Below are 23,799 nucleotides of genomic sequence, written 5' to 3'. Positions count from 1 at the left end.
GTGCCATTCCGAAGCGATTTCGGGCGGGTGGCATAGATTTTTAAGGCTGGTGTGCCCGGAGAAAATTTCGTCTAAAACACGCAAGAATATCAGCGTGTTATGGAATTCGCTTCCGCGATGGCGGATAAATGGGCTTTACCCCGGCGCGTTACTCTATAGAATCAATAGTGTTATTCGGTTCGCAGGGGCAGCAAAACGTTCCGTTCCCCGCGTTAGCGCGACCGATACCGGAGGACTTTGGCTTCAACCCATCAAGAGGAGACAGACATGATGAATGCACTGCCGCCACTTCATGACGGCCACGCGCCGTTCAACCTCCAGCAGCTGTTTCGCGAAGCGCTCTACGCCTTCGAGGAATGGGACAGCGAATTGACTGAACCGATCGTGACCCACGAAGGAAGGGTCATCCCCATCAGCTTCGTTTTCGAAGCCATGCGCGAATGCACCGACATTGTGCCGATGAACATCGTCGGCGCCGTCACCGAACGGCTGACCAAGCCGTGGGAGGGCGAAGGCCCGCTCGACCAGATGACCTTCTCGACGGCGGCGCGTGTCATGCGCGTTTTGGTGCGCAAGCGCCTTCACGTCACTGGGGCTGCGGATCTCGTCGCCGTTTCGGCCCACGCGTCCGAAGACCAGAGCCGCGACTGATAGGGGAGGATCGCGGCCATGGCTGCGATCCTTTTCCGCTTTTTGGCGGAACCTCGCTTATTCCCAGCCGTTTAATTCGGCAGGCACAGCCCGCCACTACAGCGCCCTTTTCGAGAGTCGCAAAGGGCGCTGTAGCACTTCGAATTGTTGCATAATCTATCCTTAAATCGATCCCGATTTGAGAATTATGCAGTGGTGACGGGCAAGGAATGAAGCACCATGCTAAAATCTATTGTTCATGAAATCATCGGTACACCCAGGCGTGAGCCTGAGCTTCCGCAATCGCTCGAGCAGTTTCGCGACAGGAAACGGGTGCTGATCATCTTCGCCGATGCGCAAGATGACCGCGCGCTGATCCAGGATGAATGGCTGCGCAAGGCGCATATGCGCCTGATCGAGGAAGACGTCGAGGCGTTCAGTATTGCCGGCGGCGGCGCGTTTGCGCTGTTCGACGATGACTGGGACCTCGATGCCGACGATATTCGCCATCGCCTCCAGGGACCGCCATCCGGCGAGTTCGGGTTGATTCTGATCGGACGCGACGGAACCGTGAAGCTGCGCTCGAGCGAGCCGATGAGCGCCGAGGATATCTTCGCAGCCTTCGAGATGTTGCCGAAGAAGACGCCCTGGTAGCGTTTCGAGAGTTCGTTTGAACGGGGCGCGGTAGATCTGCGTCCCGTGTCTTTTGCATGTTCAGAGTTCGAAGGCTTCCTTGAGGCCCAGGCTCTTGCGCTCGCGCAGGTCGAGATCGGCCTCGATATGGGCGATGTGATGCAGCATCAGCTGGCAGGCGCGGTCGAGTTCGTCGGCTTCGATCGCCGAGATGATGTCACCATGTTCGGAATGACCGCAGCTCGATGCGGTCGACTGGCCATAAAGGGCAATCACCAGCGACGAGCGGGCGACGAGCTCCTCCATGAAGCGCTGCATGATCGAATTTCCCGATATGACCGCCAGCGTCAGATGAAAATCGCCCGATGCCTTGATTTCGGCGCGGCGCGCCGTCTGACCGCGCTCGCTCATCAGGCGGCCTTCTTCCAGCAGGAGCTGTCGCAGATATGTGATGTCATCAGGCGTGATCCGCGCCGCGGCCTCGCGCAATATGCCCGGTTCGACCAACCGGCGGGCGGAAAAGATCTGGCGAGCCTCATCAGGCGAGGGATAGGCGACAAAGGCGCCGCGGTTCTTTTCGACGCTGACAAGGCCTTCATAGGACAGCGCCTGCAGGGCGGCGCGGGCAAGCGTGCGGCTGACGTTGAAGAGATTGCCGACATCGCTTTCCGAAAGCTTGGTTCCGGGCGAGAGCCTGCGCTCGACGATCGCTTCGCGAATGGCATCGCGGATCTGTTGCGCGCCTGTTTCGGCGGAGTCTTCGGCCTGCTGGGCCTTGGCGGCGGATTTCATGAAATTTATTTCCTGATGGTCGGCAAACCATACCCGGCTTCGCGGCAAAGTTAAACAAAATTTGTGCCCGAAATGATGGCGAGATTGTATACGATGTTTTGCACAAATTGCGCACGATAGCCTAAATCATGTGCAGATAGCGTTGCGCCTATAATTTGCTCTGTCAATTGCGGTGTGGATAAAATCGTTATTTCGCAATGGCTTCCTGTGAGCAACGGAGTTTGGCACGGCAGATGCATCGTCTTTTCCAAACAGGGGAAGGCATGATGTCGAAAGCGGCAGAGATCGATATAGTATCCGTTTCGAAGGTCTATGGCGCGACGACGGCGGTCCATGCGATCAGCCTGAAGATCCCGGCCGGCTCCTATTGCTGCTTCCTCGGTCCGTCGGGCTGCGGCAAGACCTCGACGCTGCGTATGATCGCCGGCCATGAGAGCATCTCGTCGGGCGATATCCGCCTCGGCAATGCCGTCGTCACCGATTTTCCGCCGGCCAGGCGCGGCACGGCGATGATGTTCCAGTCCTACGCACTCTTCCCGCATCTCGATTTGATCGACAACGTCGCTTTCAGCCTGAAGATGAAGGGCGTCGACAAGCAGGAGCGGCAGGCCAAGGCGCTCGAGATGCTGAAGCTGATGCAGATGGAGGCCTATGCCGCCAGGCGTCCGGCCCAGCTTTCCGGCGGCCAGCAACAGCGCGTGGCGCTAGCGCGCGCGCTGATCACCGATCCGGAAGCGCTGCTGCTCGACGAGCCGCTGTCGGCGCTCGATCCGTTCCTGAAGATCCGCATGCGTGCCGAACTCAAGAAACTGCAGAAATTGCTCGGCATCACCTTCGTGCACGTCACCCACAGCCAGGAAGAGGCGATGGCGCTCGCCGACGTCATCGTCATCATGAATGACGGCCGGATCGAGCAGGCGGCAGCCCCGCGCGAGGTGTTCGAGCGGCCGGCAACTGCCTTCGTCGCGCGGTTCATGGGCGACCACAACGTGCTGTCCGGCCGGGTGACCTCGAGCGAGAACGGCGTGCTCGTCATGACCGTGCCGGAAGGCCAGAGCTTTTCCGTGCGCGGAACGGGCAGGGAAGTCGGCGAGCCCGTCGATATCGGCATCCGTACCGACCGCGTGCGCCTGCAGGTGGCGACCGAATGGACGCTCGGCTTCGACGGCATCGTCTCCAACATCGAATATCGCGGCTCTTCCGTGAAAATCACCGTTATCGGCGCCGGCAGCGACGACTTCACCGTCATTGCCGACGACGGCGACTATTTCGCCCGGCCGGTCGCCGTCGGCGACACTGTCTCGCTGAGCTGGGCGCTCGATGATGCCGTGCTTCTCGGCCGCTCTTCCACGTAAGCCATCACCATCAAGAACACTGAACCTTCCATATCCAAGAAAAGGGGAACTGACATGACGACTGAAACGACATCGACCAAGGCGGAGAAGGGTCTTTCCCGCCGCGCGCTGCTGAAGACGGGTGCTGCCGCCGTCGGCGCCATCGCCGGCTCCGGCGCCATCACCGGCTTTCCCACCATCTGGGCGCAGACGAACATCACGCTTCGCCAGTTCGGCACCGGTGTTTCGAACATCAATGCCATTGCCGAGAAGTGCAAGGCCGATCTCGGCATCACGCTGGAGATGACGGCGACCGATTCCGACGCCGCCGCCCAGCGCGCCGTCACCCAGCCCGACAGCTACGACATTGCCGACATCGAATACTGGATCGCCAAGAAGGTGTTCCCGACCAGCGTGCTGCAGCCGATGGACGTCAAGAAGCTGAAATATTACGACAAGATCGTGCCGCTCTTCATCAACGGCAAGATGAAGCCGGAGAGCGTCATCGCCCAGGGCACGGCGCCGCACACGGTCGGTTTCGTCGAAGCGCAGGACTCCAAGAAGTTCGCCAAGGAGCCGACGCAGTGGATGACGATGGTTCCGACCATCTACAACGCCGATACGCTCGGCATCCGCCCCGATCTCGTCGGCCGCGACATCACCAGCTGGGCCGACATCATGGATCCGAAGTTCAAGGGCAAGACCTCGATCCTCAACATTCCGTCGATCGGCATCATGGATGCAGCGATGATCATGGAAGCCATGGGCAACATCAAATATGCCGACAAGGGCAACATGACGAAGGAAGAGATCGACAAGACGATCGAATTCCTGATCAAGGCCAAGGGCGACGGCCAGTTCCGCGCCTTCTGGAAGAGCTTCGACGAGTCGGTGAACCTGATGGCGTCGGGCGAAGTGGTCATCCAGTCCATGTGGTCGCCGGCCGTTGCCGCCGTCCGCTCCAAGGGCATCGCCTGCAAGTATCAGCCGCTCAAGGAAGGCTATCGCGCATGGGGCGGCGGCCTCGGCCTTGCCTCTCACCTCAAGGGGGCACAGCTTGATGCCGCCTATGAGTACATCAACTGGTACACGTCGGGCTGGGTCGGCGGCTACCTCAACCGCCAGGGCTATTATTCCGCCTGCATGGACACCGCCAAGGAATTCATGTCGGCCGACGAATGGGGCTACTGGATCGAGGGTAAGGCTGCAACCGGCGACATCATGTCGCCCGAGGGCAAGGTGATGGAGAAGGCCGGTGCGGTGCGCGACGGCGGCTCGTTCGAAGCCCGCATGGGTGCGGTCGCCTGCTGGAACTCCGTCATGGACGAAGACCGCTACATGGTCCGCCGCTGGAACGAGTTTATCGCGGCCTAAGCGATTGTCGTTTTTCCGCTCCCCAACCCTCCCCACAAGGGGGAGGGAGCCCGGAGAGGCGGTGCGAGCTGTCTTTCGCTATCGCTCAAGACGTCGCTTCGCTCCGCCCCCTCATCTGCCCTTCGGGCATCTTCTCCCCGCTGGGGAGAAGAGGGGATTTCGCGGTTCAGCCGCGTGACAAAATCAAGGTTCGCGGTGGCCGAGGCGCTGCCGCGAATCTCTTCTCCCCAGCGGGGAGAAGGTGCCGGCAGGCGGATGAGGGGGCGGCACGCACCTTCGTTCCACTTGACGTAATCAGAACGGAGAACCGGATCATGGCGACCATCGCAGCGGAAACGGAGGAGGATGGCCAGGGCGCGCGCGGCGGGCGCGGACTGAAGCTTTCCCCATCGGCGATATCCTATCTTCAGGCGACGCCGTTGTTCGTCATTCTCGGCTTGTTCTTCCTGCTGCCGATCGCCATGATTGCGGTCGTCAGCTTCTGGGACTACGACTTTGCCGGTCTCTATCCCGATTTCCTGACGATGAACTACACCGACACGCTCGGTTCGTGGGTGACGTGGAAGATCTATCTCAACACGTTGAAATTCACTGCGATCGTCTGGGCGCTGACGCTCGTCATCGGTTTCTGGGTCGCCTATTTCCTGGCCTTCCACATCCGCAAGACGTCGACGCAGATGATCCTCTTCCTTGTCTGCACCGTGCCCTTCATGACCTCGAACATCATCCGCATGATTTCGTGGATCCCGGTGCTCGGGCGCAACGGCCTCGTCAATTCGACGCTGATCAACATGGGCGTCATCCCGCAGCCGATCGAATGGCTGCTCTATTCCGATTTCGCCGTCGTGCTCGCCATGGTGCATCTCTATACGCTGTTCATGGTGACGCCGATCTTCAATACGCTGATGCGTATCGACCGGTCGCTGTTCGAGGCGGCGCGCGATGCCGGCGCCTCCGGCTGGCAGGTGCTGTGGAACGTCGTCATCCCGCTCGCCAAACCCGGCATGGCGATCGGCACGATCTTCGTCGTCACGCTCGTCATGGCTGACTTCTCGACGGTGCAGGTGATGTCCGGCGGCCAGAGCGCTTCGGTGGCGCTGATGATGAAGAACCAGATGTCGCTGCTGCAATATCCGGCCGCTGCTGCCAATGCCGTGGTGCTGCTTGCCGTCGTGCTGTTGATGGTCGCGGCCATCCTGCGCGTCGTCGACATCCGCAAGGAGCTTTGAGATGAGCCACGAAAAACGCGGCCTGGAATTCTATCTGCTGGCGATCTTCTTCATCATCTTCGTGCTGTTCCTCTACGGCCCGCTCTCGGCGATCCTGATCCTTTCCTTCCAGGGGCCGGACGGCGGCCTGACCTTCCCGATGAACGGCGTTTCCACGCACTGGTTCTTCAACCTGTTCGAGAAGCAGGCGGTCGGCGATTTCGGCGCCTCGTTCCGCCGCTCCTTCACCCTCGGGCTGATGGTGATGGCGGTGACGGTCGTCGTGTCACTGCTCGCCGGCCTTGCCTTCCGGCGCCGTTTCCGCGGTTCGACGGCGCTGTTCTATGCCACGGTCGCAAGCCTCGTCGTGCCGTCGATCATCATCTCGCTCGGCATCGGTGTCGCCTTCCAGGAGGGAGGGCTGAAGCCTGCCTGGTATTCCTCTGCCTTCGGTGCGCATCTGACCTGGACGCTGCCCTTCGGCGTGCTGATCATGTTTGCCGTCTTCAACCGCTTCTCGCCGGCCTATGAAGAGGCGGCGCGTGACCTTGGCGCCAGCTCGTGGCAGACGTTCCGCCATGTCGTGCTGCCGATGATCGCGCCGAGCCTCGTCGGCGTCGGCCTGTTCGGCTTCACGCTTTCCTATGACGAATTCGCCCGCACGCTGATGACATCAGGCACCTACAACACGCTGCCGCTTGAAATCTACGGCATGACGACCAACGTCACGACGCCGGTGCTCTATGCGCTCGGCACGGTGACGACGCTGTTTTCCTTCACCATCATTCTTCTCGCGCTCGGCATCATGACGATGCTCAGCAGGCGGCAGGCAAAGATAAGCTGAACATGCGCATCCTCATCGTCAATCCGAACACCACGGCCTCCATGACCGAGAAGGCCGCCACCGCCGCGCGGGCGGTGGCGGCATCCGGCACGGAGATCATCGCGGCCACCTCGCGCATGGGGCCGGTTTCCATCGAGGGGCATTATGACGGGGCCCTAGCGATCCCCGGCCTGCTCGCCGAACTCAAGGAACGACAGGGGTTGGGCTACGACGCGGCTGTTATCGCCTGTTTCGACGATACCGGGCTCGAAGCGGCGCGAACCTTCGCCAATGTGCCGATCCTCGGGCTTTGCGAATCCGCGGTGGTGACGGCGGGCTTTTTGGCGCAGCGCTTCACCGTGGTGACGACGCTGGAGCGCTCGCGGGTGCTGATCGACAATCTGGTGCGCCGCTACGGCATGGGCGACCGCGCCAAGGTGCGCGCCTCCGACATCCCGGTGCTGGAGCTGGAAGATGCAGGCTCGGGCGCGATCGGCAAGCTCAGAGCCGAGATCGAGCGGGCGCTTTTGGAAGACGGCGCCGAGGCGATCGTGCTCGGCTGTGCCGGCATGACCGATTTGGCGCGCGAACTGCAGGAGATCTACGGCGTGCCTGTTGTCGATGGCGTTGCCGCCGCCGTCAAGCAGGCCGAAGCGCTGGTGTCGCTCGGACTTTCCACCAGCAAGCGCGGCTCCTATGCTTCGCCGCTGCCGAAATCCTTCACCGGGGCGATGAGCGGTTTCTCGCCGGTCCTGAAGGTCGGCTGAACCGATGGCCGTTTCCTTCGATTTCAAACAGCTCACCGAGCGCGAACGCTACAAGCTGATGATCGGCACGGTCATTCCGCGGCCGATCGCGCTGGTGACGACGGTTGACGAGAATGGCCGAATCAACGCCGCGCCCTTCAGTTTCTTCAACTGTCTTTCGGCCGATCCGCCGATCCTGGCGATCGGGGTCGAGAACAATGCCGACATGTCGTTCAAGGATACCGGCCACAATATTCGCATGACCGAGGTATTCACGGTCAATATCGTCTCCTTCGCGATCGCCGAGGCGATGCATGTCTGCGGCGCCAAATATCCGCGCGGCGTCGATGAGTTGAAGGAAGCCGGCCTGACGGCGATGCCGGGCGAGAAGGTCGCCTCGCCCTTCATCGCCGAGGCGCCGGCCGCCTTCGAATGCAAGCGGCATGTGACGCTGGAGCTCGGCCGCTCCCGGCAGATCGTCATGGGCGAGATCGTCTACGCGCATTATCGCGACGGGGTGGTCGATCCTGAAAGGCTGCATGTCGATCCGGCCGCGGTCGATGCCATTGCGAGGCTCGGCGGCGATACCTGCGCCACCATCCGCGACCGTTTCGAGATGCTGACGCCGAAGCTCTGACATAGAGCATTTCCGTTTTCTTCGAGTCGCGACAATGCGCTATCTCTTTGTCTTCGCACAATTCCGGACGCTGGAATTGCTCCAGGGGTAGGCCCAAGTTTTTGCTTTACTTTTTTGCTCCTGGCGAGAATTGTCTGCACGGATCATCGCGGCAGAGGAGCGCTTTACCCATGACAATCGATGACGATCTCAGCCGGATCGCGGAGCAGGAGAAAGTGCTGAGCTTCGACGCCTTCGACCTGACGACGGCATGGCAGCTCGGCAAGCTCCTGCAGGAACTCGCCACCGAGCGCGGCCTCGGCATCGCGATCGACGTGACCTTGCATTCGATGCCCGTTTTCTACGCGGCACTCCCGGGTGTGACGCCCGATAACGTCAACTGGGTCCGCCGCAAGCGCAACATGGTGCTGCGTTATTTCCGCAGCAGCTATGCCTCCGGTCTGAAGCTGCAGAAAGACGGCAAGACGGTCGAGGATAACGGGCTTTCCGGCGCCGACTATGCGCCGCATGGCGGCAGTTTCCCGATCAACGTCAAGGGCAGCGGCTGCATCGGCGCCGTCACCGTCTCGGGACTGCCGCAGCGTGACGACCACAATCTCGCGGTCGAGGCGCTGGCGCTGATGCTCGCCAAGGACCTGGATACGCTGCGGCTCGCCTGAAATGGCTGCAATGCCCGGCAAGCGCCGCATGGGCGATGGCTACGAGCCGCATGTCGATGATGTCGATGGACGGTTGATCTATTCGCTTCCTGTCGATTCCGGGCATGTCAGCCTGTCCTTCGAGTATGAGATCGAAGCCGGCGATCTGGCTGTGCTGCTCAACGATATCTATCGCCGTGCAGTCTTGCATTGGGTTCTTCATACGAAACTTCAGCGCACGGTCATCGGTACAGCGGAGAAGATATCGCAAGCGGATTTTCGTGCGCTCTTGTCGGAGATATTGCATTCACCGATCGACAACGTCGAGCAGCTGATTCAGGCGGTGAACCGCGAGCACAATATCCATCTGCAATACTATATCGGTCTGGATCTGGCGCAGGCGCGCTGACAAGAATCGGTATCTCTCGTTTGCCGATGTCCTGCCGCAACTGATCGGTGCCGAGCTGCTGAGGCTTTCGCCTCAGAGCTTGCCGCCAGCCTCAGTGATGCCCTTTGTCAGGCTGCCCGTTGCCGGGTAGAGCGGGATGAGGCAGGCCTGCAGCGCGTGGTAGATATCGCCCTTGCCGGGGAAGAGCGAGTGAGAGGGGACGAGATTTTCCGTCAGTTCCTCGTGCCAGCCGCCGTTCTTGTGGTCGATGAAGGCGCGCTCGATCACGTTCCAGATCTTGCGGTAGCTCTCCTCATGGAAATCGCTCGGCAGGTGCTCGTTGAGAAAATGTGCGGCAGCCGCACCTTCGCAAGCCGGCCACCAGAGCTTGTTGCGCTTGGCGGGCTTGTCGTCCCAATCGAGCGTATAGAAGAAGCCGCCCTTGTCGTTGTCCCAGCCGAGCGCCATTGATTGGGCAAAGAGCGCCTTGGCCGCATCCGGCATCCACTCGATCCGTTTGCCGCCGAGCGCCCAGAGCTGCAGGATGAGGCGAGCCCACTCCAGCCAATGGCCGGGCGTCGTGCCGGCCGGGCGGAACATTTCATTCGGATGATAGTATGTCTTGTCGAGGTTCCATTCGGCGTCGAAATGCTCGGCGACGCGCCAGTCGACCGAACCGGCGGCGCGGCGGATGACGAGATCGGCGATGCTTTCGGCCTTGGTCAGATATTCCCGGTCGCCGGTGGCTTCGAAGGCGGCCATCAGCGCTTCGGTCAGGTGCATGTTGGAGTTCTGTCCGCGATAGGCGCCGCCATCGAGTGGCTGCCAGTCGGCGGTGAATTCCTCGGCAATCGCGCCGTGCTTCGCCTCCCAGAACTTCGTGTTGAGGATCTCGGTGATATCGGCGAGCATGCCGTCGGCAAGCGGATGACCGATCGTCTTTGCGGATGAGGCGGCAAGCAGCACGAAAGCATGGCCATAGCCCTGCTTATTGGAATCGACCGGACCGTCGTTGTTGAGCGACCAGAAATAGCCGCCATTTTTTTGGTCGCGGTGGTGGTTCCAGATATAGTCCATACCGTGGTCGACGACATCGGCTGCACCCGGACGGCCGAGCAGGGCGCCGATCGAGAAGCAATGCACCGCGCGCGCCGCGATATGGATGCCGCGAACCTGGCCCTCGGCGTCGAGAGGCCCGCCTTCGTCGTCGAGATCGTAGAAGCCGCCCTTGGGGTTGACCGAATTGTGCTGGAAGAAATCGAAGAGACCGTTCGCTTGGGTCAGCAGCCAGCCGCGGTGATAGGTGCGGGTCGTCCAGTTTCCAAGCACGGCGTTGCCGGTTGCGGGTGCCATGATGCTCCTCCGATTTCGTGCACAAAGCGTTGTAAACGCCTATATAGGCGTCGTGCGAGTCTGTCATCCGGCGAGATTTGCAAAGCACGAAATCGACAGGCATATATTGACATAAAGATATCTTTATGTGATTTGGAAGTCTGGTCTTATGACGTCAAGGAGCCCTCCCGTGTTTGACAATCTCTTTGGTCCGGAAACGGGCAAACGTGACGGCAGTGAAGTTTTCGCAGCTTTGAGACAAGCCGCGAGCGAACGCATCCTTGTTCTGGACGGCGCCATGGGCACGCAGATCCAGGGGCTCGGCTATGATGAGGACCAGTTTCGCGGGACGCGCTTCATCGGCTGCGCCTGTCACCAGAAGGGCAATAACGACCTTCTGATCCTGACCCAGCCGGACGCGATCGAAGAGATCCATTACAGATACGCCAAGGCTGGCGCCGATATTCTCGAGACCAACACCTTCTCCTCGACCCGCATCGCGCAGGCCGATTACGAGATGGAAGGTGCGGTCTACGACCTCAACAAGGAAGGTGCCGAGATCGTGCGCCGGGCGGCACAGCGCGCCGAGCGCGAGGACGGCCGCCGCCGCTTCGTCGCCGGCGCCATCGGGCCGACCAACCGCACGGCTTCGATCTCGCCCGACGTCAACAATCCTGGCTTTCGTGCCGTGACCTTCGACGATCTGCGCACCGCCTATGGCGAGCAGATCGACGGGCTGATCGACGGCGGCGCCGACATCATCCTCATCGAGACGATCTTCGACACGCTGAATGCCAAGGCTGCGATCTTCGCCTGCGAGGAGCGCTTCGAGGCCAAGGGTGTGCGCCTGCCTGTGATGATCTCGGGCACGATCACCGATCTGTCCGGCCGCACGTTGTCCGGCCAGACGCCGTCGGCCTTCTGGAATTCGGTGCGCCATGCCAATCCCTTCACGATCGGGCTCAACTGCGCGCTCGGCGCCAATGCGATGCGCCCGCATCTGCAGGAGCTTTCGGGTGTTGCCGATACCTTCATCTGCGCCTATCCGAATGCCGGCCTGCCGAACGAATTCGGCCAGTATGACGAAACCCCGGAGCTGATGGCGGCGCAGATCGACGGCTTCGCTCGCGAGGGCCTCGTCAACATCGTCGGCGGCTGCTGCGGCTCGACGCCGGAGCATATCAAGGCGATCGCCGAGACGGTTGCGAAATACAAGCCACGGCCGATCCCCGAGCATCGCCCCTTCATGTCGCTGTCGGGTCTCGAACCTTTCGAACTGACCAAGGACATTCCCTTCGTCAATGTCGGCGAGCGCACCAACGTCACCGGCTCGGCCCGCTTCCGCAAGCTGATCACCAATGCCGATTTCACCGCAGCGCTCGATGTCGCCCGCGACCAGGTCGAGAACGGCGCGCAGGTGATCGACATCAACATGGACGAAGGCCTGATCGATTCGGAAAAGGCGATGGTCGAGTTCCTCAACCTGATCGCCGCCGAGCCTGACATCGCCCGTGTGCCTGTCATGATCGACTCGTCGAAGTTCTCGATCATCGAATCCGGCCTGAAGCGCGTCCAGGGCAAGCCGATCGTTAACTCGATCTCGCTGAAGGAAGGCGAAGAGAATTTCCTCGCCCAGGCGCGGCTGCTGCACAATTACGGTGCGGCCGTCGTCGTCATGGCCTTCGACGAGACGGGGCAGGCGGACAGCTATGAGCGCAAGGTGGAAATCTGCACGCGCGCCTACAAGCTGCTGACCGAGAAGATCGGCTACCCGCCCGAGGACATCATTTTCGACCCGAACATCTTCGCGGTCGCGACCGGCATCGAAGAGCACAATAATTACGGCGTCGATTTCATCGAGGCGACGCGGACGATCCGCGAGCGCATGCCGCTGGTGCATATTTCGGGCGGCGTCTCCAACCTGTCCTTCTCGTTCCGCGGCAACGAGCCGGTGCGCGAGGCAATGCATGCCGTGTTCCTCTACCACGCCATCCAGGCGGGCATGGACATGGGCATCGTCAATGCCGGCCAGCTTGCCGTCTACGACAATATCGATCCCGAGCTGCGCGAGGCCTGCGAGGACGTGGTGCTGAACCGTCGCCCTGATGGTACCGAGCGGCTGCTCGAAGTGGCGGAGAAATTCCGTGGCGGCGCCGCACGCGAAGGCCGCGTCCAGGATCTTTCCTGGCGCGAATGGAGCGTCGAGAAGCGTCTAGAGCATGCGCTGGTCAATGGCATCACCGAATATATCGAGGCCGATACCGAGGAGGCGCGCCTGCAGGCAGTCCGGCCGCTGCACGTCATCGAAGGGCCGCTGATGGCCGGCATGAACGTCGTCGGCGATCTGTTCGGCTCGGGCAAGATGTTCCTGCCGCAGGTGGTCAAGTCGGCGCGCGTGATGAAGCAGGCGGTGGCCGTGCTGCTGCCCTACATGGAAGAGGAAAAGCGCCTCAACGGCGGCGATGAGCGTCGGTCGGCCGGCAAGATCCTGATGGCGACGGTCAAGGGCGACGTGCACGATATCGGCAAGAACATCGTCGGCGTCGTGCTTGCCTGCAACAATTACGAGATCGTCGACCTCGGCGTCATGGTGCCGGCGACGAAGATCCTCGAAACGGCGATTGCCGAAAAGGTCGATGTCATTGGCCTTTCCGGCCTGATCACGCCGTCGCTCGACGAGATGGTCCATGTCGCGGCCGAAATGGAGCGGCAGGGCTTCGAGATCCCGCTGCTGATCGGCGGGGCAACGACCAGCCGCGTGCATACGGCCGTGAAGATCCATCCCGGCTACAACAAGGGGCAGACGATCTACGTCACCGATGCGAGCCGCGCCGTCGGCGTCGTCTCGGCTCTGCTGTCGCCGGAAACGCGGCACAGCTATGTCGACGATATCCGCGCCGAATATGCCAAGGTGGCGGCCGCCCATGCGCGCAGCGAGGCCGAGAAGGTGCGCTTGCCGTTACCCCGGGCTCGCGAGAATGCGCATAAGGTCGATTGGTCTGCCTACCGGCCGGTGAAGCCGCAATTCTTCGGCACACGGGTGTTCGAGGATTACGATCTGGCCGAGCTTGCCAAATATGTCGACTGGACGCCGTTCTTCCAGACCTGGGAGCTGCGCGGCCGGTACCCGGCCATTCTCGAAGACGAGAAGCAGGGCGAGGCGGCGCGTGCGCTCTGGGCCGATGCGCAGGCGATGCTGAAGAAGATCATCGACGAGAAGTGGTTCCGCCCGCGCGCCGTCATCGGCTTCTGGCCGGCCGGTGCCGTCGGCGACGATATCCGGCTGTTCACGGACGAGAGCCGGAAGCACGAGCTTGAGACCTTCTATACGCTGCGCCAGCAGCTTTCGAAGCGGGACGGGCGGCCGAACGTGGCGCTCTCCGACTTCGTGGCGCCGGTTTCGAGCGGTGTCGAGGACTATGTCGGCGGCTTCGTGGTGACGGCGGGTATCGAGGAAATCGCCATCGCCGAACGTTTCGAACGGGCGAACGACGATTATTCTTCGATCCTCGTCAAGGCGCTGGCCGACCGCTTCGCCGAAGCTTTTGCCGAGCGCATGCACGAGCAGGTGCGACGCGAATACTGGGGCTATGCCAAGGACGAGACGCTCAGCAAGGAGGATCTCATCACCGAAGCCTATGCCGGCATCCGCCCGGCGCCCGGTTATCCCGCCCAGCCCGACCACACCGAAAAGGCAACACTCTTCAAGCTGCTAGATGCTGAAAAAGCGGCCGGCGTGAAGCTGACGGAGAGCTATGCGATGTGGCCCGGTTCGTCGGTTTCCGGCCTCTATATCGGCCATCCCGACTCCTATTATTTCGGTGTCGCCAAGGTGGAGCGCGATCAGGTGGAAGACTATGCCAAGCGCAAGGGCATGGGCATTACCGAAGTCGAGCGCTGGCTCGGACCGGTGCTTAACTATGTGCCGCGCAAGGCCGAAACCGAGATCGAGGATGCGGCGTAAGCGGCCGCTTGGCGCGGTTCGCTGATAAAGTGATTCAAGAAACGATGAAGCCGGAAAGTGATTCACTTTCCGGCTTCATGTTTTTGAAAATAAAGAAGATTATTCCTGGCTGCCGATGATGTCGGCTTTGCGGTTCAAGTCACCGCGATCGTCAGCTCCGCGACAAAGTCATAGGCGTCGCCGCGGTAGAGCGAGCGGGTGAATTCGACGGCGCGGCCGGAGCCGAGATAGGAGATACGCTCGATCGACAGGCCGGCCGCGCCGACGGAGACGCCGAGAAGCTGGGCGTCGGCTTCCTTCATGTTGGTCGCCGAGATGCGCTGCACGGCGCGCACGGGGCGGACCTGCAGCCGTTCGAGCTCGGCGTAGAGCGAATTGGTAACGGCTGAGGGATCGGGCAGGAATTCGCCGGAGACGCTGGCGTTCTCGATCGCCAGCGGCTGGTCGTCGGCGATGCGCAGGCGGGAGAGGCGCGAAACCTTGACGTCGGTACCGAGGCCAAGGATCATCATCTCGTCGGGCGAGGGGGTGTGGATGCCCTTGTGCAGCCATTCGGAGCGGGAGGACATGCCGCGGCGCGCCATATCCTCAGTAAAGGAGGTGAGCTGCGACAGGCGCTGCTCCACCTTGGAGACCGGCTTGGCGACGAAGGTGCCCGAGCCGTGGCGGCGCACCAGCAGGCCGTCGGCGACAAGTTCGTCGATCGCCTTTCGCACGGTGACGCGGCTAACGGCGGCGAATTCGGCGATGTCGCGTTCCGGCGGCAGCGCATCGCCGTGGCCGAGCGTGCCGGTGCGCACGGCCTCTTCGAGCATGCGGCGCAGCTTGACGTAGAGCGGGCCGGTGCCGGCAGCCTGCAAGCGCTCCAGGGACAGGATGGTAGCGAGGTCGTCGCTCATGCCGCACCTCTCTGCCGATCGTTCAGGAGCTTCATCGCAAGTTCAACTGCGCCCTGCAGGGCATCGCCCTTCGGTCTGGCGAGCAGCGACCGGTAGCGTTCGGAAAGCCACGGCTCATAAGCCTCGGCAAGACCGCCGAGCAGGCAGATCGACGGGCATTCGGGCCAGAGCAGCGCTTCGAGACTTTCGCCGATCGCCGTCGCCGCATCCGTGACGATGCCGACTGCCACGGCATCGTCCTTGGCCGCATGTTGGAAGACGATCGGCGCGTAACGGGCAAAATCCTTTGGCCTTGCTGAATGGGCGAACTCGACGATGCGCTCGGGATCGTTGCCGTATTCGGTCATGATCACTTCGGTGATCGGCGATGCCCGGCGCACCCCGTCATGGGCGAGCAGCGATCGTTCCAGCAGGTCGCGGCCGAGGCGGGCGCCGCTTGCCTGGTCGCCGACGACGAAGCCCCAGCCGCCGATGCCGTTCAGCCGGCCATCCCTACGGGCATTATAAACCGAGCCGGTGCCGAAGGCGCCGACGATGCCATCGGCATCGCCGAGTGCACCCTGCAGGGCGATCAGCGCATCGGTGACGACGCGGCCTTCGGCGAAGGGCAGGGCCTTTTCGATTCGCCTGCCGTAATCGCCAACATTGGCGCCGGCGACGCCGACGACGGCTGCTACGGAGGAAATGGTTTCAGCGGCAAGCCCCGCATCGCGGAGCGCCTGCCGGGCGGATTCAACGATATTGAGAAGAGAGTTTTCGAGATCCGACAGAATGTTGGCAGGGCCTGATTTGCCGCGGCCGATGATATTGCCGCTCCTGTCCGCGACCGCGGCCCGGCAGCTCGTTCCGCCGCCGTCTATGCCGATTGCAAGCTCCGTCATCGGGCCTCCGAATATGCCGTTCCCTATGTTTTTTAATACAATACCAAAAAAATACCATTTACCAAGTGGGAATGACGTGAAAAATCAATCTTTTTATCTTGTTGATTTCGCTTGATTAAATTTTTTAATGAGTTTTATCAGGTCGAAAAGTTAATTTCGGCTGGACAATTGGTATTTTTTTGGCATTAATTCGGCAAAAGGGAACAGCACTTCGAAGCCCACGAAAACCGGCAGTTAAGCCAAGCCGGAACCGCTACGAAGGTGATCGAGATGACGACCCGCCGGCCTATCGGGCTTGTGGCGAGGTTCAGGAATCCATCGGCTTTCCCCATCATTTCGCCGCCCTCGGTGTAGCCGCCGGGAAGGCGCGCAGTCCGGCCGCAGGCGATCCGCCTTCGTGTCCGTCGAGCTTTCGGGACCGGCATTGCTGGCGGTCCTCCAAGGGGCGTTGGGTGTTGCCTCAGACACACCGATTGCTTGTTTCAAATCGAAAACAGCGCCTTGCGGCGCTTAAAACAGGAGAGGGAAATGAAAAACACTGCTCTGAAAAGCCTGCTGCTTGCCTCCAGTCTGCTGAGTTCAGCGGGTCTCGTCCACGCCGCCGACGTCACGCTGACGGTCGAAAGCTGGCGTAACGACGATCTACAGATCTGGCAGGAAAAGATCATCCCGGCCTTCGAAGCCAAGAACCCGGGCATCAAGATCGTCTTCTCGCCGACCGCGCCGACCGAATACAACGCCTCGCTGAACGCCAAGCTCGATGCCGGCTCCGCAGGCGATATCATCACTTGCCGTCCGTTCGATGCCTCGCTCGAACTCTTCAACAAGAAGCAGCTTGCCGACATCACCAGCCTGCCTGGCATGGAGAACTTCTCGCCGGTCGCCAAGGCCGCCTGGAGCACCGACGACGGCAAGTCGACTTTCTGCGTGCCGATGGCTTCGGTCATCCACGGCTTCATCTACAACAAGGATGCCTTCGACAAGCTCGGCATCTCCGTGCCGAAGACGCAGGACGAGTTCTACGCAGCGCTCGACAAGATCAAGGCCGACGGCACCTACATCCCGCTCGCCATGGGCACGAAGGACCTCTGGGAAGCTGCTACCATGGGCTACCAGAACATCGGCCCGAACTACTGGAAGGGTGAGGACGGCCGCGCCGCCCTGATCGCCGGCAAGCAAAAGCTGACCGATGCCGACTGGGTCAAGCCCTATGAAGAGCTTGCCAAGTGGAAGCCCTATCTCGGCGACGGTTTCGAAGCCCAGACCTACTCCGACAGCCAGAACCTGTTCACGCTCGGCCGTGCAGCCATCTATCCGGCCGGTTCGTGGGAAATCGCGCTGTTCAACAGCCAGGCCCAGTTCAAGATGGGCGCCTTCCCGCCGCCGGTTCCGAAGGCAGGCGACACGGGCTATATCTCCGACCATCCGGATATCGGCGTCGCGCTGAACGCAAAGAGCACCCATGCCGAGGAAGCCAAGAAGTTCCTCAGCTGGGTCGCTTCGCCGGAGTTCGCAGATATCTACGCCAACTCGCTGCCGGGCTTCTTCAGCCTGAACTCCTCCCCGGTCAAAATGTCCGATCCGCTCGCTCAGGAATTCGTTTCCTGGCGCGGCCCGTACAAGTCGACGGTGCGCTCGACCTACCAGATCCTGTCACGTGGCACGCCGAACCTGGAAAACGAGACCTGGGTCGAATCGGCCAACGTGATCAACGGCACGGATACGCCTGCGGTCGCCGCCAAGAAGCTGCAGGACGGCCTCGACAGCTGGTACAAGCCGGCCAAGTGATAGCGTGTGAGAGGGGCGGCGTTTGCCGCCCCTGATCCGGCCTGCCGGCCACCTTCTCCCACTTCAGGGGAGAGGGAGACTCGCAGCGACCTCCCAGCCCGACATGGCATCAAAGCAGGGCACATTCCTTCTCCCCACAGCCGGAGAGAGGGTCAGGGGTGAGGCGCAATGTTTTCCATCTGCGCTGCACCTTGCGGCCAGTCGACAAGAACAGGCAAAAGCCATGAGCGAAACCGACAACACGGTCGATATCGTCCCGATCAGGCGCCCGGTGCGCTGGCACATCTTCGTCTTCATGTTGCCGGCCCTGATCGTCTATTCCGCGGTCATGGTGCTGCCGCTCATCGAAACTCTCCGGCTGTCGCTCTACAATACGGTCGACGGGCAGCCGGCCTTCGTCGGACTGGCGAATTTCAAGGTGCTGTTCGGCGATGCGCGCTGGGCGCGCGATTTCTGGAATGCCCTTGTCAATAACCTGATCTTCTTTGCCATCCACATGTGCGTGCAGAACCCGATCGGCGTGGCGCTTGCCGCCCTGCTTTCGGTGCCGAAGCTGCGCGGCGTAGCCTTCTACCGCACGGCGATGTTTCTGCCGACGCTCCTGTCCTTCGTCATCGTCGGCTTCATCTGGAAGCTCATCCTCTCGCCGATCTGGGGCGTGGCGCCCTGGATGCTCGATCTTATCGGCTTGAAATTCCTGTTCGCACCTTGGCTCGGAAAGTCCGGTTCGGCGCTGATCGCGGTGTCGCTGATCTCGAACTGGCAATATATCGGCATTCCGATGATGCTGATCTATGCCGCACTGCTCAGCATCCCCGAAGAGGTGATCGAGGCGGCCGAATGCGACGGCATCACCGGCTGGGCCCAATTCTGGAAAATCAAGCTGCCGCTCATCCTGCCGGCGATCGGCATTATCTCGATCCTGACCTTCGTCGGCAATTTCAATGCCTTCGACCTGGTCTATACCGTGCAGGGGGCGCTTGCCGGACCTGACATGTCGACCGACATTCTCGGCACGCTGCTCTACCGCACCTTCTTCGGTTTCCAGCTTCAGCTCGGCGACCGCTCGATGGGCGCGACGATTGCCACGGTGATGTTCCTCATCATCCTCGCCGGCGTCTCGCTTTATCTGTTCGTCATCCAGCGGCGCATGCGTCGCTACCAATTCTGAGGAGCGCGCATGTCCAAGGCACGCACATCTCCCATCCGCACCGGCCTCGTGCATCTGGCGCTCGGCGCCTATACGCTGGTCGCGCTGTTTCCGGTCTTCCTGACGATCGTCAACTCGTTCAAGGATCGCGCTTCGATCTTCCGCGAGCCGCTGATGATCCCGACGCCGTCGACCTTCAGTCTGGTCGGCTATCAGACGGTGCTCGGGCAGGGCGATTTCGCCACCTATTTCCAGAACAGCTTCATCGTCACGATCGTCTCGATCCTGCTGGTGCTGCTCTTCGGCGCCATGGCGGCCTTTGCGCTTTCCGAATACCGTTTCCGCGGCAATATGCTGCTCGGGCTCTACATGGCGATTGGCATCATGATCCCGATCCGTCTCGGTACGGTGGCGATCCTGCAGGGCATGGTGGCGGCCGGCCTCGTCAATACGCTGACGGCGCTGATCCTCGTCTATACCGCGCAGGGCATACCGCTGGCGATCTTCATCCTGTCGGAATTCATGCGCACGGTTTCGGACGATCTGAAGAATGCGGGGCGTATCGACGGGCTTTCCGAATATGCGATCTTCTTCCGCCTGGTGCTGCCGCTGGTGCGCCCGGCCATGGCGACGGTTGCGGTCTTCACCATGATCCCGATCTGGAATGATCTCTGGTTCCCGCTGATCCTCGCACCCTCCGAGGCCACCAAGACGGTGACGCTCGGCTCGCAGATCTTCATCGGCCAGTTCGTCACCAACTGGAATGCGGTGCTGGCGGCGCTGTCGCTGGCGATCCTGCCGATCCTCGTCCTCTACGTCATCTTCTCGCGGCAGCTGATCCGCGGCATCACGTCAGGAGCCGTCAAGTGACCGAAAAAACGATCCGCGTCCTCGTTGCCGGCCTCGGCAATATGGGCCGCAGCCATGCGCTCGCCTATCACAATAATCCCGGCTTCGAGATCGTCGGTCTCGTCAACCGCTCGACGCCGGAGCTGGCGGCCGAGCTGCAGGGCTATACGATCCACCCCGACTTCATGACGGCGCTCGCCGAGCTGAAGCCGGACCTCTGCTCGATCAACACCTATTCCGACAGCCATGCCGATTATGCGGTCGCCGCCTTTGAGGCCGGCTGCGATGTCTTCGTGGAAAAGCCGCTGGCGACAACGGTCGCAGACGCGGAGCGCGTCGTCGCGGCAGCTGGGAAGGCGGGGCGCAAGCTGGTGATCGGCTATATCCTTCGTCATCACCCTTCCTGGATGAAGCTGATCGGAGAGGCGCGCAAGCTCGGCCCGCCTTATGTCTTCCGCATGAACCTTAACCAGCAGTCCAGCGGTCCGACCTGGGCGACGCACAAGTCGCTGATGCGCACGACCTCGCCGATCGTCGATTGCGGCGTGCATTATGTCGACGTCATGTGCCAGATCACCGACGCGAGAGCCGTCGAGGTGCGCGGCATGGGGCTGCGCATGTCCGACGAGATCGCTGCCGACATGTATAATTACGGTCACCTGCAGGTGCTGTTCGAGGACGGTTCCGTCGGCTGGTACGAGGCCGGCTGGGGACCGATGATCTCGGAAACTGCCTTCTTCGTGAAGGATGTGATGTCGCCGAAGGGTGCGGTGTCGATCGTCATGGATCCGAACGCCAAGTCCGACGATATCGACACGCACACCAAGACCTCGGTGATCCGTCTGCACACGGCCGAGACCGGCCCGGACGGCAAGTTTATCCGGCCCGACCAGGACATGACGATGGAAGGAGAGCCCGGTCATCAGGCGCTCTGCGACCTGGAACAGGCCTTCATGCTGAGGGCGATCCGCGAGGATCTGGACCTCGACCGCCATATGGCGGATGCGGTGGCATCGCTGCGCATCTGCCTTGCCGCCGACGAGAGCGTGCGCACCGGCCAGCCGGTCAGATTATAAGGAAAGACCCGTGGGATCGCTTCAACTCAAATCCATCCGCAAGACCTATGGCACGCATGAGGTGCTGAAAGGCATCGACCTCGAGGTCAAGGATGGCGAATTCGTCATCTTCGTCGGACCGTCGGGCTGCGGGAAATCGACGCTGCTGCGCAGCATTGCAGGCCTCGAAGACGTCACCTCAGGCGCCGTCGTCATCAATGGCCGCGATGAGACACTGACGCCACCGGCCAAGCGTGGCATCGCCATGGTGTTCCAGTCCTACGCGCTCTATCCGCATCTGACAGTCAAGGACAATATGGGGCTAGGTCTTAAGCAGGCCGGCACCGCCAAGGATGAGATCGACAAGCGTGTCGGCAAGGCATCCGGCATGCTCTCGCTGGAACCTTATCTGGCGCGCCGGCCGGCCGAGCTCTCCGGAGGCCAGCGCCAGCGCGTCGCCATCGGCCGCGCCATCGTGCGCGAACCGGAACTCTTCCTGTTCGATGAGCCGCTGTCGAACCTCGATGCGGCGCTGCGCGTCCAGACCCGCCTCGAAATCGCCCGGCTGCACCGCAGCCTGAAGGCAACGATGATCTATGTCACCCACGACCAGGTCGAGGCGATGACGCTCGCCGACAAGATCGTGGTGCTGAATGCCGGCGCGATCGAGCAGATCGGTTCGCCGATGGAACTCTACAAACGACCGGCCAATGTCTTCGTTGCCGGCTTCATAGGCTCGCCGCAGATGAATTTTATCGCGGCCGAGAAGGTCGGCGATCACAGCGCCAAGACGATCGGAGTGCGTCCCGAACACCTGACGTTGTCGCGCGAGCAGGGCACTTGGGTTGCGAAGGTCGTGCATGTCGAGCATCTCGGCGCCGACACGATCATCTATCTGGAATCCGATCAATGCGGCCTGCTGACGGCACGTCTTTTCGGCGAGCATCAGTACGAGCCGGACGAGATCGTCTATGCAACGCCGGACCAGGCGCACGTGCATCGTTTCGATGTCGACGACCAGGCGATCCGCTAACCGGATGACAGAACGAAAAAGCTCCGCCATCCAGCCTGGCGGAGTTTTTCATTTCCCGTCGTGCGCGGGTTTGATCAGCCGAGCACGGGCCGCATGAAGCTGCGTTCATAGCTGACGATACTGCGGTTATGTTTATCGAGTTCGAAAGCCGCCTGACATTCCGGATCGCTTGCCATGCGTGTGCGATAGTCCTCGTAGGCGGCAAGGCTCGGGAAGGAAAACAGCGCAATGGCAATATTGTTGGCGCCTTCGGACGGCAGGAAATAACCGTGATGGGTGCCGCCCATCCTGTTGACGATCGGAATCCAGAGCCGGGCATATTCTTCGAATTCGGCAAGCTTGTACGGATCGATCACATAACGCAGGTGGCAGGTAATCATTGAAATATCCCATTTCTGAAAATGCAAGGCAGAGGGCTACCCGGCTCATTTGGTTTGCTCAACTTCTGGCACCGACCTCGGAGAGTTCAAGTGCATTATGGTGATGGCTGCATCACGATTGCTGACGGGTCGGACGAGCTGAAATGAAAAAAGGCGCCGTTTCGCGGCGCCTTTTGCCTCAGCAGTATTGGCGAAATCAGTCGCGGATGATCAGCAGGTCGGCTGCCATGAAGCGCAGGGTTACCGTTTCGCCGGCCTGCGGCGGTGTGGTGCCCGGGCTGTTGAACATGTCGAAGGAGATGACGTTGCCTCCGACATTCATGCGGGTGCGGATGACCGACCCCAGGAAGTGGGCAGAAACCACCTGGCCGGTCAGCGCCGTGTCGCTCTTGACGCTATCGGAGAGCGAGCCGGCTTCCGGACGGAGCGCCAGCGAGATGGTTTCGCCAGCCTTGTGAGCGGCCACCGACTGCTTCAGCGTGATACCCTGATCGCCGATCTGGATGCGGTTGCTGTCGGGATCGACGACCGTGGCTTCGATGAGGTTCAGCGTGCCGACGAAGGAGGCGACGAAGCGCGTCGCCGGCGTGTTGTAGATCTCGAAGGGCGAACCGATCTGGTCGGCCTTGCCGGCATTCATGACGACGATGCGGTCGGAGATCGACAGGGCTTCTTCCTGATCATGGGTGACGAAGACCGTGGTGATGCCGAGCTGCTGCTGGATCTGGCGGATTTCCTCGCGCAGCGACACGCGGATCTTGGCGTCGAGCGCGGAGAGCGGCTCGTCGAGCAACAGCACCTGCGGCTTGACGGCAAGCGCGCGGGCAAGGGCGACACGCTGCTGCTGGCCGCCCGATAGTTGATAGGGGAAGCGGTCGGCCAGGTGATCGAGCTTGATCAGGCCGAGCATTTCCTTGACGCGGGCGTCGATCTCAGGTTTCGGCGCGCCGGCGACCTTGAGGCCGAAGGCGACATTGTCGTGCACGGTCATGTTGGGGAACAATGCATAAGCCTGGAAGACCATGCCGATATTGCGCTGGTTCGGCTTCAGCGAGCTCTGATCCTTGCCATTGATGGTCAGCGTGCCGCCGGTCGGCGTTTCGAAGCCGGCGATCATGCGCAGGACGGTCGTCTTGCCGCAGCCTGACGGGCCGAGAAAGGAGATGAATTCACCCTTTTCGATCGTCATGTTGAAGTTCTTGACGACCTGCACCGGGCCGAAGGATTTCTGAATGTTGGTCAGTGTGAGAAAGGACATGAACCAG

General features: G+C 61.2%; 22 protein-coding genes. 16 read left to right on the top strand and 6 right to left on the bottom strand.

The window, feature by feature from the left end; translation table 11 throughout:
* Positions 1-267 precede the first annotated feature (267 nt).
* Positions 268-651: a hypothetical protein gene (locus RL_RS17365; RefSeq protein ID WP_028740677.1), complete on the top strand. Its 384-nt coding sequence runs from the start codon at positions 268-270 to the stop codon at positions 649-651.
* 219 nt (positions 652-870) lie between these two features.
* Positions 871-1,284 carry a DUF4174 domain-containing protein gene (locus RL_RS17360; protein ID WP_028740676.1) on the top strand — a complete coding sequence of 138 codons (414 nt, stop codon included), beginning with the start codon at positions 871-873 and terminating at the stop codon, positions 1,282-1,284.
* 60 nt (positions 1,285-1,344) lie between these two features.
* On the opposite strand, the gene RL_RS17355 is transcribed toward RL_RS17360, so the two are convergent.
* Entirely contained in the window at positions 1,345-2,055 is a 711-nt protein-coding gene (locus RL_RS17355; RefSeq protein WP_011652858.1) for a GntR family transcriptional regulator, read from the bottom strand.
* Positions 2,056-2,321: 266 nt separating this feature from the next.
* Here RL_RS17355 and RL_RS17350 point away from each other — a divergent pair, with 266 nt between their 5' ends.
* The 8 genes from RL_RS17350 (at position 2,322) to RL_RS17315 (ending at position 9,224) form a co-directional block, all read left to right on the top strand.
* Positions 2,322-3,410, top strand: a complete 1,089-nt coding sequence (locus RL_RS17350) for an ABC transporter ATP-binding protein (RefSeq protein WP_011652857.1) — start codon at positions 2,322-2,324, stop codon at positions 3,408-3,410.
* Between the two features lie 54 nt (positions 3,411-3,464).
* Positions 3,465-4,763 (top strand): ABC transporter substrate-binding protein, encoded by a 1,299-nt coding sequence (locus RL_RS17345; RefSeq protein ID WP_003541534.1) that lies wholly within the window; start codon positions 3,465-3,467, stop codon positions 4,761-4,763.
* A gap of 314 nt (positions 4,764-5,077) precedes the next feature.
* Positions 5,078-5,992: an ABC transporter permease gene (locus tag RL_RS17340; RefSeq protein WP_003541532.1), complete on the top strand. Its 915-nt coding sequence runs from the start codon at positions 5,078-5,080 to the stop codon at positions 5,990-5,992.
* Position 5,993: 1 nt separating this feature from the next.
* Positions 5,994-6,815 (top strand): ABC transporter permease, encoded by an 822-nt coding sequence (locus RL_RS17335; protein ID WP_011652856.1) that lies wholly within the window; start codon positions 5,994-5,996, stop codon positions 6,813-6,815.
* Between the two features lie 2 nt (positions 6,816-6,817).
* A complete protein-coding gene (locus RL_RS17330) occupies positions 6,818-7,561 on the top strand; it encodes an aspartate/glutamate racemase family protein (RefSeq protein ID WP_011652855.1) in 744 nt (247 codons plus the stop codon).
* A 4-nt stretch (positions 7,562-7,565) separates the two neighbouring features.
* Positions 7,566-8,177 carry a flavin reductase family protein gene (locus tag RL_RS17325; RefSeq protein ID WP_011652854.1) on the top strand — a complete coding sequence of 204 codons (612 nt, stop codon included), beginning with the start codon at positions 7,566-7,568 and terminating at the stop codon, positions 8,175-8,177.
* Between the two features lie 170 nt (positions 8,178-8,347).
* The gene (locus RL_RS17320; RefSeq protein WP_011652853.1) at positions 8,348-8,836 is read left to right on the top strand and encodes a heme-degrading domain-containing protein; all 489 of its coding nucleotides are present in this window, start codon (positions 8,348-8,350) and stop codon (positions 8,834-8,836) included.
* Between the two features lies 1 nt (position 8,837).
* Positions 8,838-9,224, top strand: a complete 387-nt coding sequence (locus tag RL_RS17315) for a hypothetical protein (RefSeq protein ID WP_011652852.1) — start codon at positions 8,838-8,840, stop codon at positions 9,222-9,224.
* Between the two features lie 72 nt (positions 9,225-9,296).
* On the opposite strand, the gene RL_RS17310 is transcribed toward RL_RS17315, so the two are convergent.
* A complete protein-coding gene (locus RL_RS17310; protein WP_011652851.1) occupies positions 9,297-10,556 on the bottom strand; it encodes an AGE family epimerase/isomerase in 1,260 nt (419 codons plus the stop codon).
* A gap of 169 nt (positions 10,557-10,725) precedes the next feature.
* Here RL_RS17310 and metH point away from each other — a divergent pair, with 169 nt between their 5' ends.
* Positions 10,726-14,499 carry a methionine synthase gene (metH, locus tag RL_RS17305; RefSeq protein ID WP_041936400.1) on the top strand — a complete coding sequence of 1,258 codons (3,774 nt, stop codon included), beginning with the start codon at positions 10,726-10,728 and terminating at the stop codon, positions 14,497-14,499.
* A 134-nt stretch (positions 14,500-14,633) separates the two neighbouring features.
* Here metH and RL_RS17300 read toward each other — a convergent pair whose 3' ends face one another.
* Positions 14,634-15,398 carry a GntR family transcriptional regulator gene (locus tag RL_RS17300; protein ID WP_011652849.1) on the bottom strand — a complete coding sequence of 255 codons (765 nt, stop codon included), beginning with the start codon at positions 15,396-15,398 and terminating at the stop codon, positions 14,634-14,636.
* Complete coding sequence (locus RL_RS17295; RefSeq protein ID WP_011652848.1) at positions 15,395-16,279, bottom strand: N-acetylglucosamine kinase; 885 nt, start codon at positions 16,277-16,279, stop codon at positions 15,395-15,397. Before RL_RS17295 ends, RL_RS17300 begins: the two co-directional genes overlap by 4 nt.
* Positions 16,280-16,807: 528 nt before the next feature.
* On the opposite strand from RL_RS17295, the gene RL_RS17290 reads away from it, so the two are divergent.
* The 5 genes from RL_RS17290 to RL_RS17270 all read left to right on the top strand — a co-directional run bounded on the left by RL_RS17290 (position 16,808) and on the right by RL_RS17270 (position 22,154).
* Positions 16,808-18,067 carry an ABC transporter substrate-binding protein gene (locus RL_RS17290; protein ID WP_011652847.1) on the top strand — a complete coding sequence of 420 codons (1,260 nt, stop codon included), beginning with the start codon at positions 16,808-16,810 and terminating at the stop codon, positions 18,065-18,067.
* Between the two features lie 223 nt (positions 18,068-18,290).
* Positions 18,291-19,238: a carbohydrate ABC transporter permease gene (locus RL_RS17285; protein WP_011652846.1), complete on the top strand. Its 948-nt coding sequence runs from the start codon at positions 18,291-18,293 to the stop codon at positions 19,236-19,238.
* A gap of 9 nt (positions 19,239-19,247) precedes the next feature.
* Positions 19,248-20,087 carry a carbohydrate ABC transporter permease gene (locus RL_RS17280; protein WP_011652845.1) on the top strand — a complete coding sequence of 280 codons (840 nt, stop codon included), beginning with the start codon at positions 19,248-19,250 and terminating at the stop codon, positions 20,085-20,087.
* Positions 20,084-21,142 (top strand): Gfo/Idh/MocA family protein, encoded by a 1,059-nt coding sequence (locus tag RL_RS17275; RefSeq protein WP_011652844.1) that lies wholly within the window; start codon positions 20,084-20,086, stop codon positions 21,140-21,142. Before RL_RS17280 ends, RL_RS17275 begins: the two co-directional genes overlap by 4 nt.
* A 10-nt stretch (positions 21,143-21,152) precedes the next feature.
* The gene (locus tag RL_RS17270) at positions 21,153-22,154 is read left to right on the top strand and encodes an ABC transporter ATP-binding protein (RefSeq protein WP_011652843.1); all 1,002 of its coding nucleotides are present in this window, start codon (positions 21,153-21,155) and stop codon (positions 22,152-22,154) included.
* Positions 22,155-22,228: 74 nt separating this feature from the next.
* Here the strand turns inward: RL_RS17270 and RL_RS17265 are convergent, their stop codons facing one another.
* The gene (locus RL_RS17265; protein ID WP_011652842.1) at positions 22,229-22,534 is read right to left on the bottom strand and encodes an NIPSNAP family protein; all 306 of its coding nucleotides are present in this window, start codon (positions 22,532-22,534) and stop codon (positions 22,229-22,231) included.
* Positions 22,535-22,730: 196 nt separating this feature from the next.
* On the bottom strand, positions 22,731-23,792 hold the full coding sequence (locus tag RL_RS17260) for an ABC transporter ATP-binding protein (protein WP_011652841.1): 1,062 nt from the start codon (positions 23,790-23,792) through the stop codon (positions 22,731-22,733).
* Positions 23,793-23,799: the final 7 nt, after the last annotated feature.

This window comes from Rhizobium johnstonii 3841, assembly GCF_000009265.1.
GTDB lineage: Bacteria > Pseudomonadota > Alphaproteobacteria > Rhizobiales > Rhizobiaceae > Rhizobium > Rhizobium acaciae.
The sequence above is the reverse complement of the archived record's forward strand: the minus strand, read 5'-3'. Positions and strand labels throughout refer to the sequence as shown.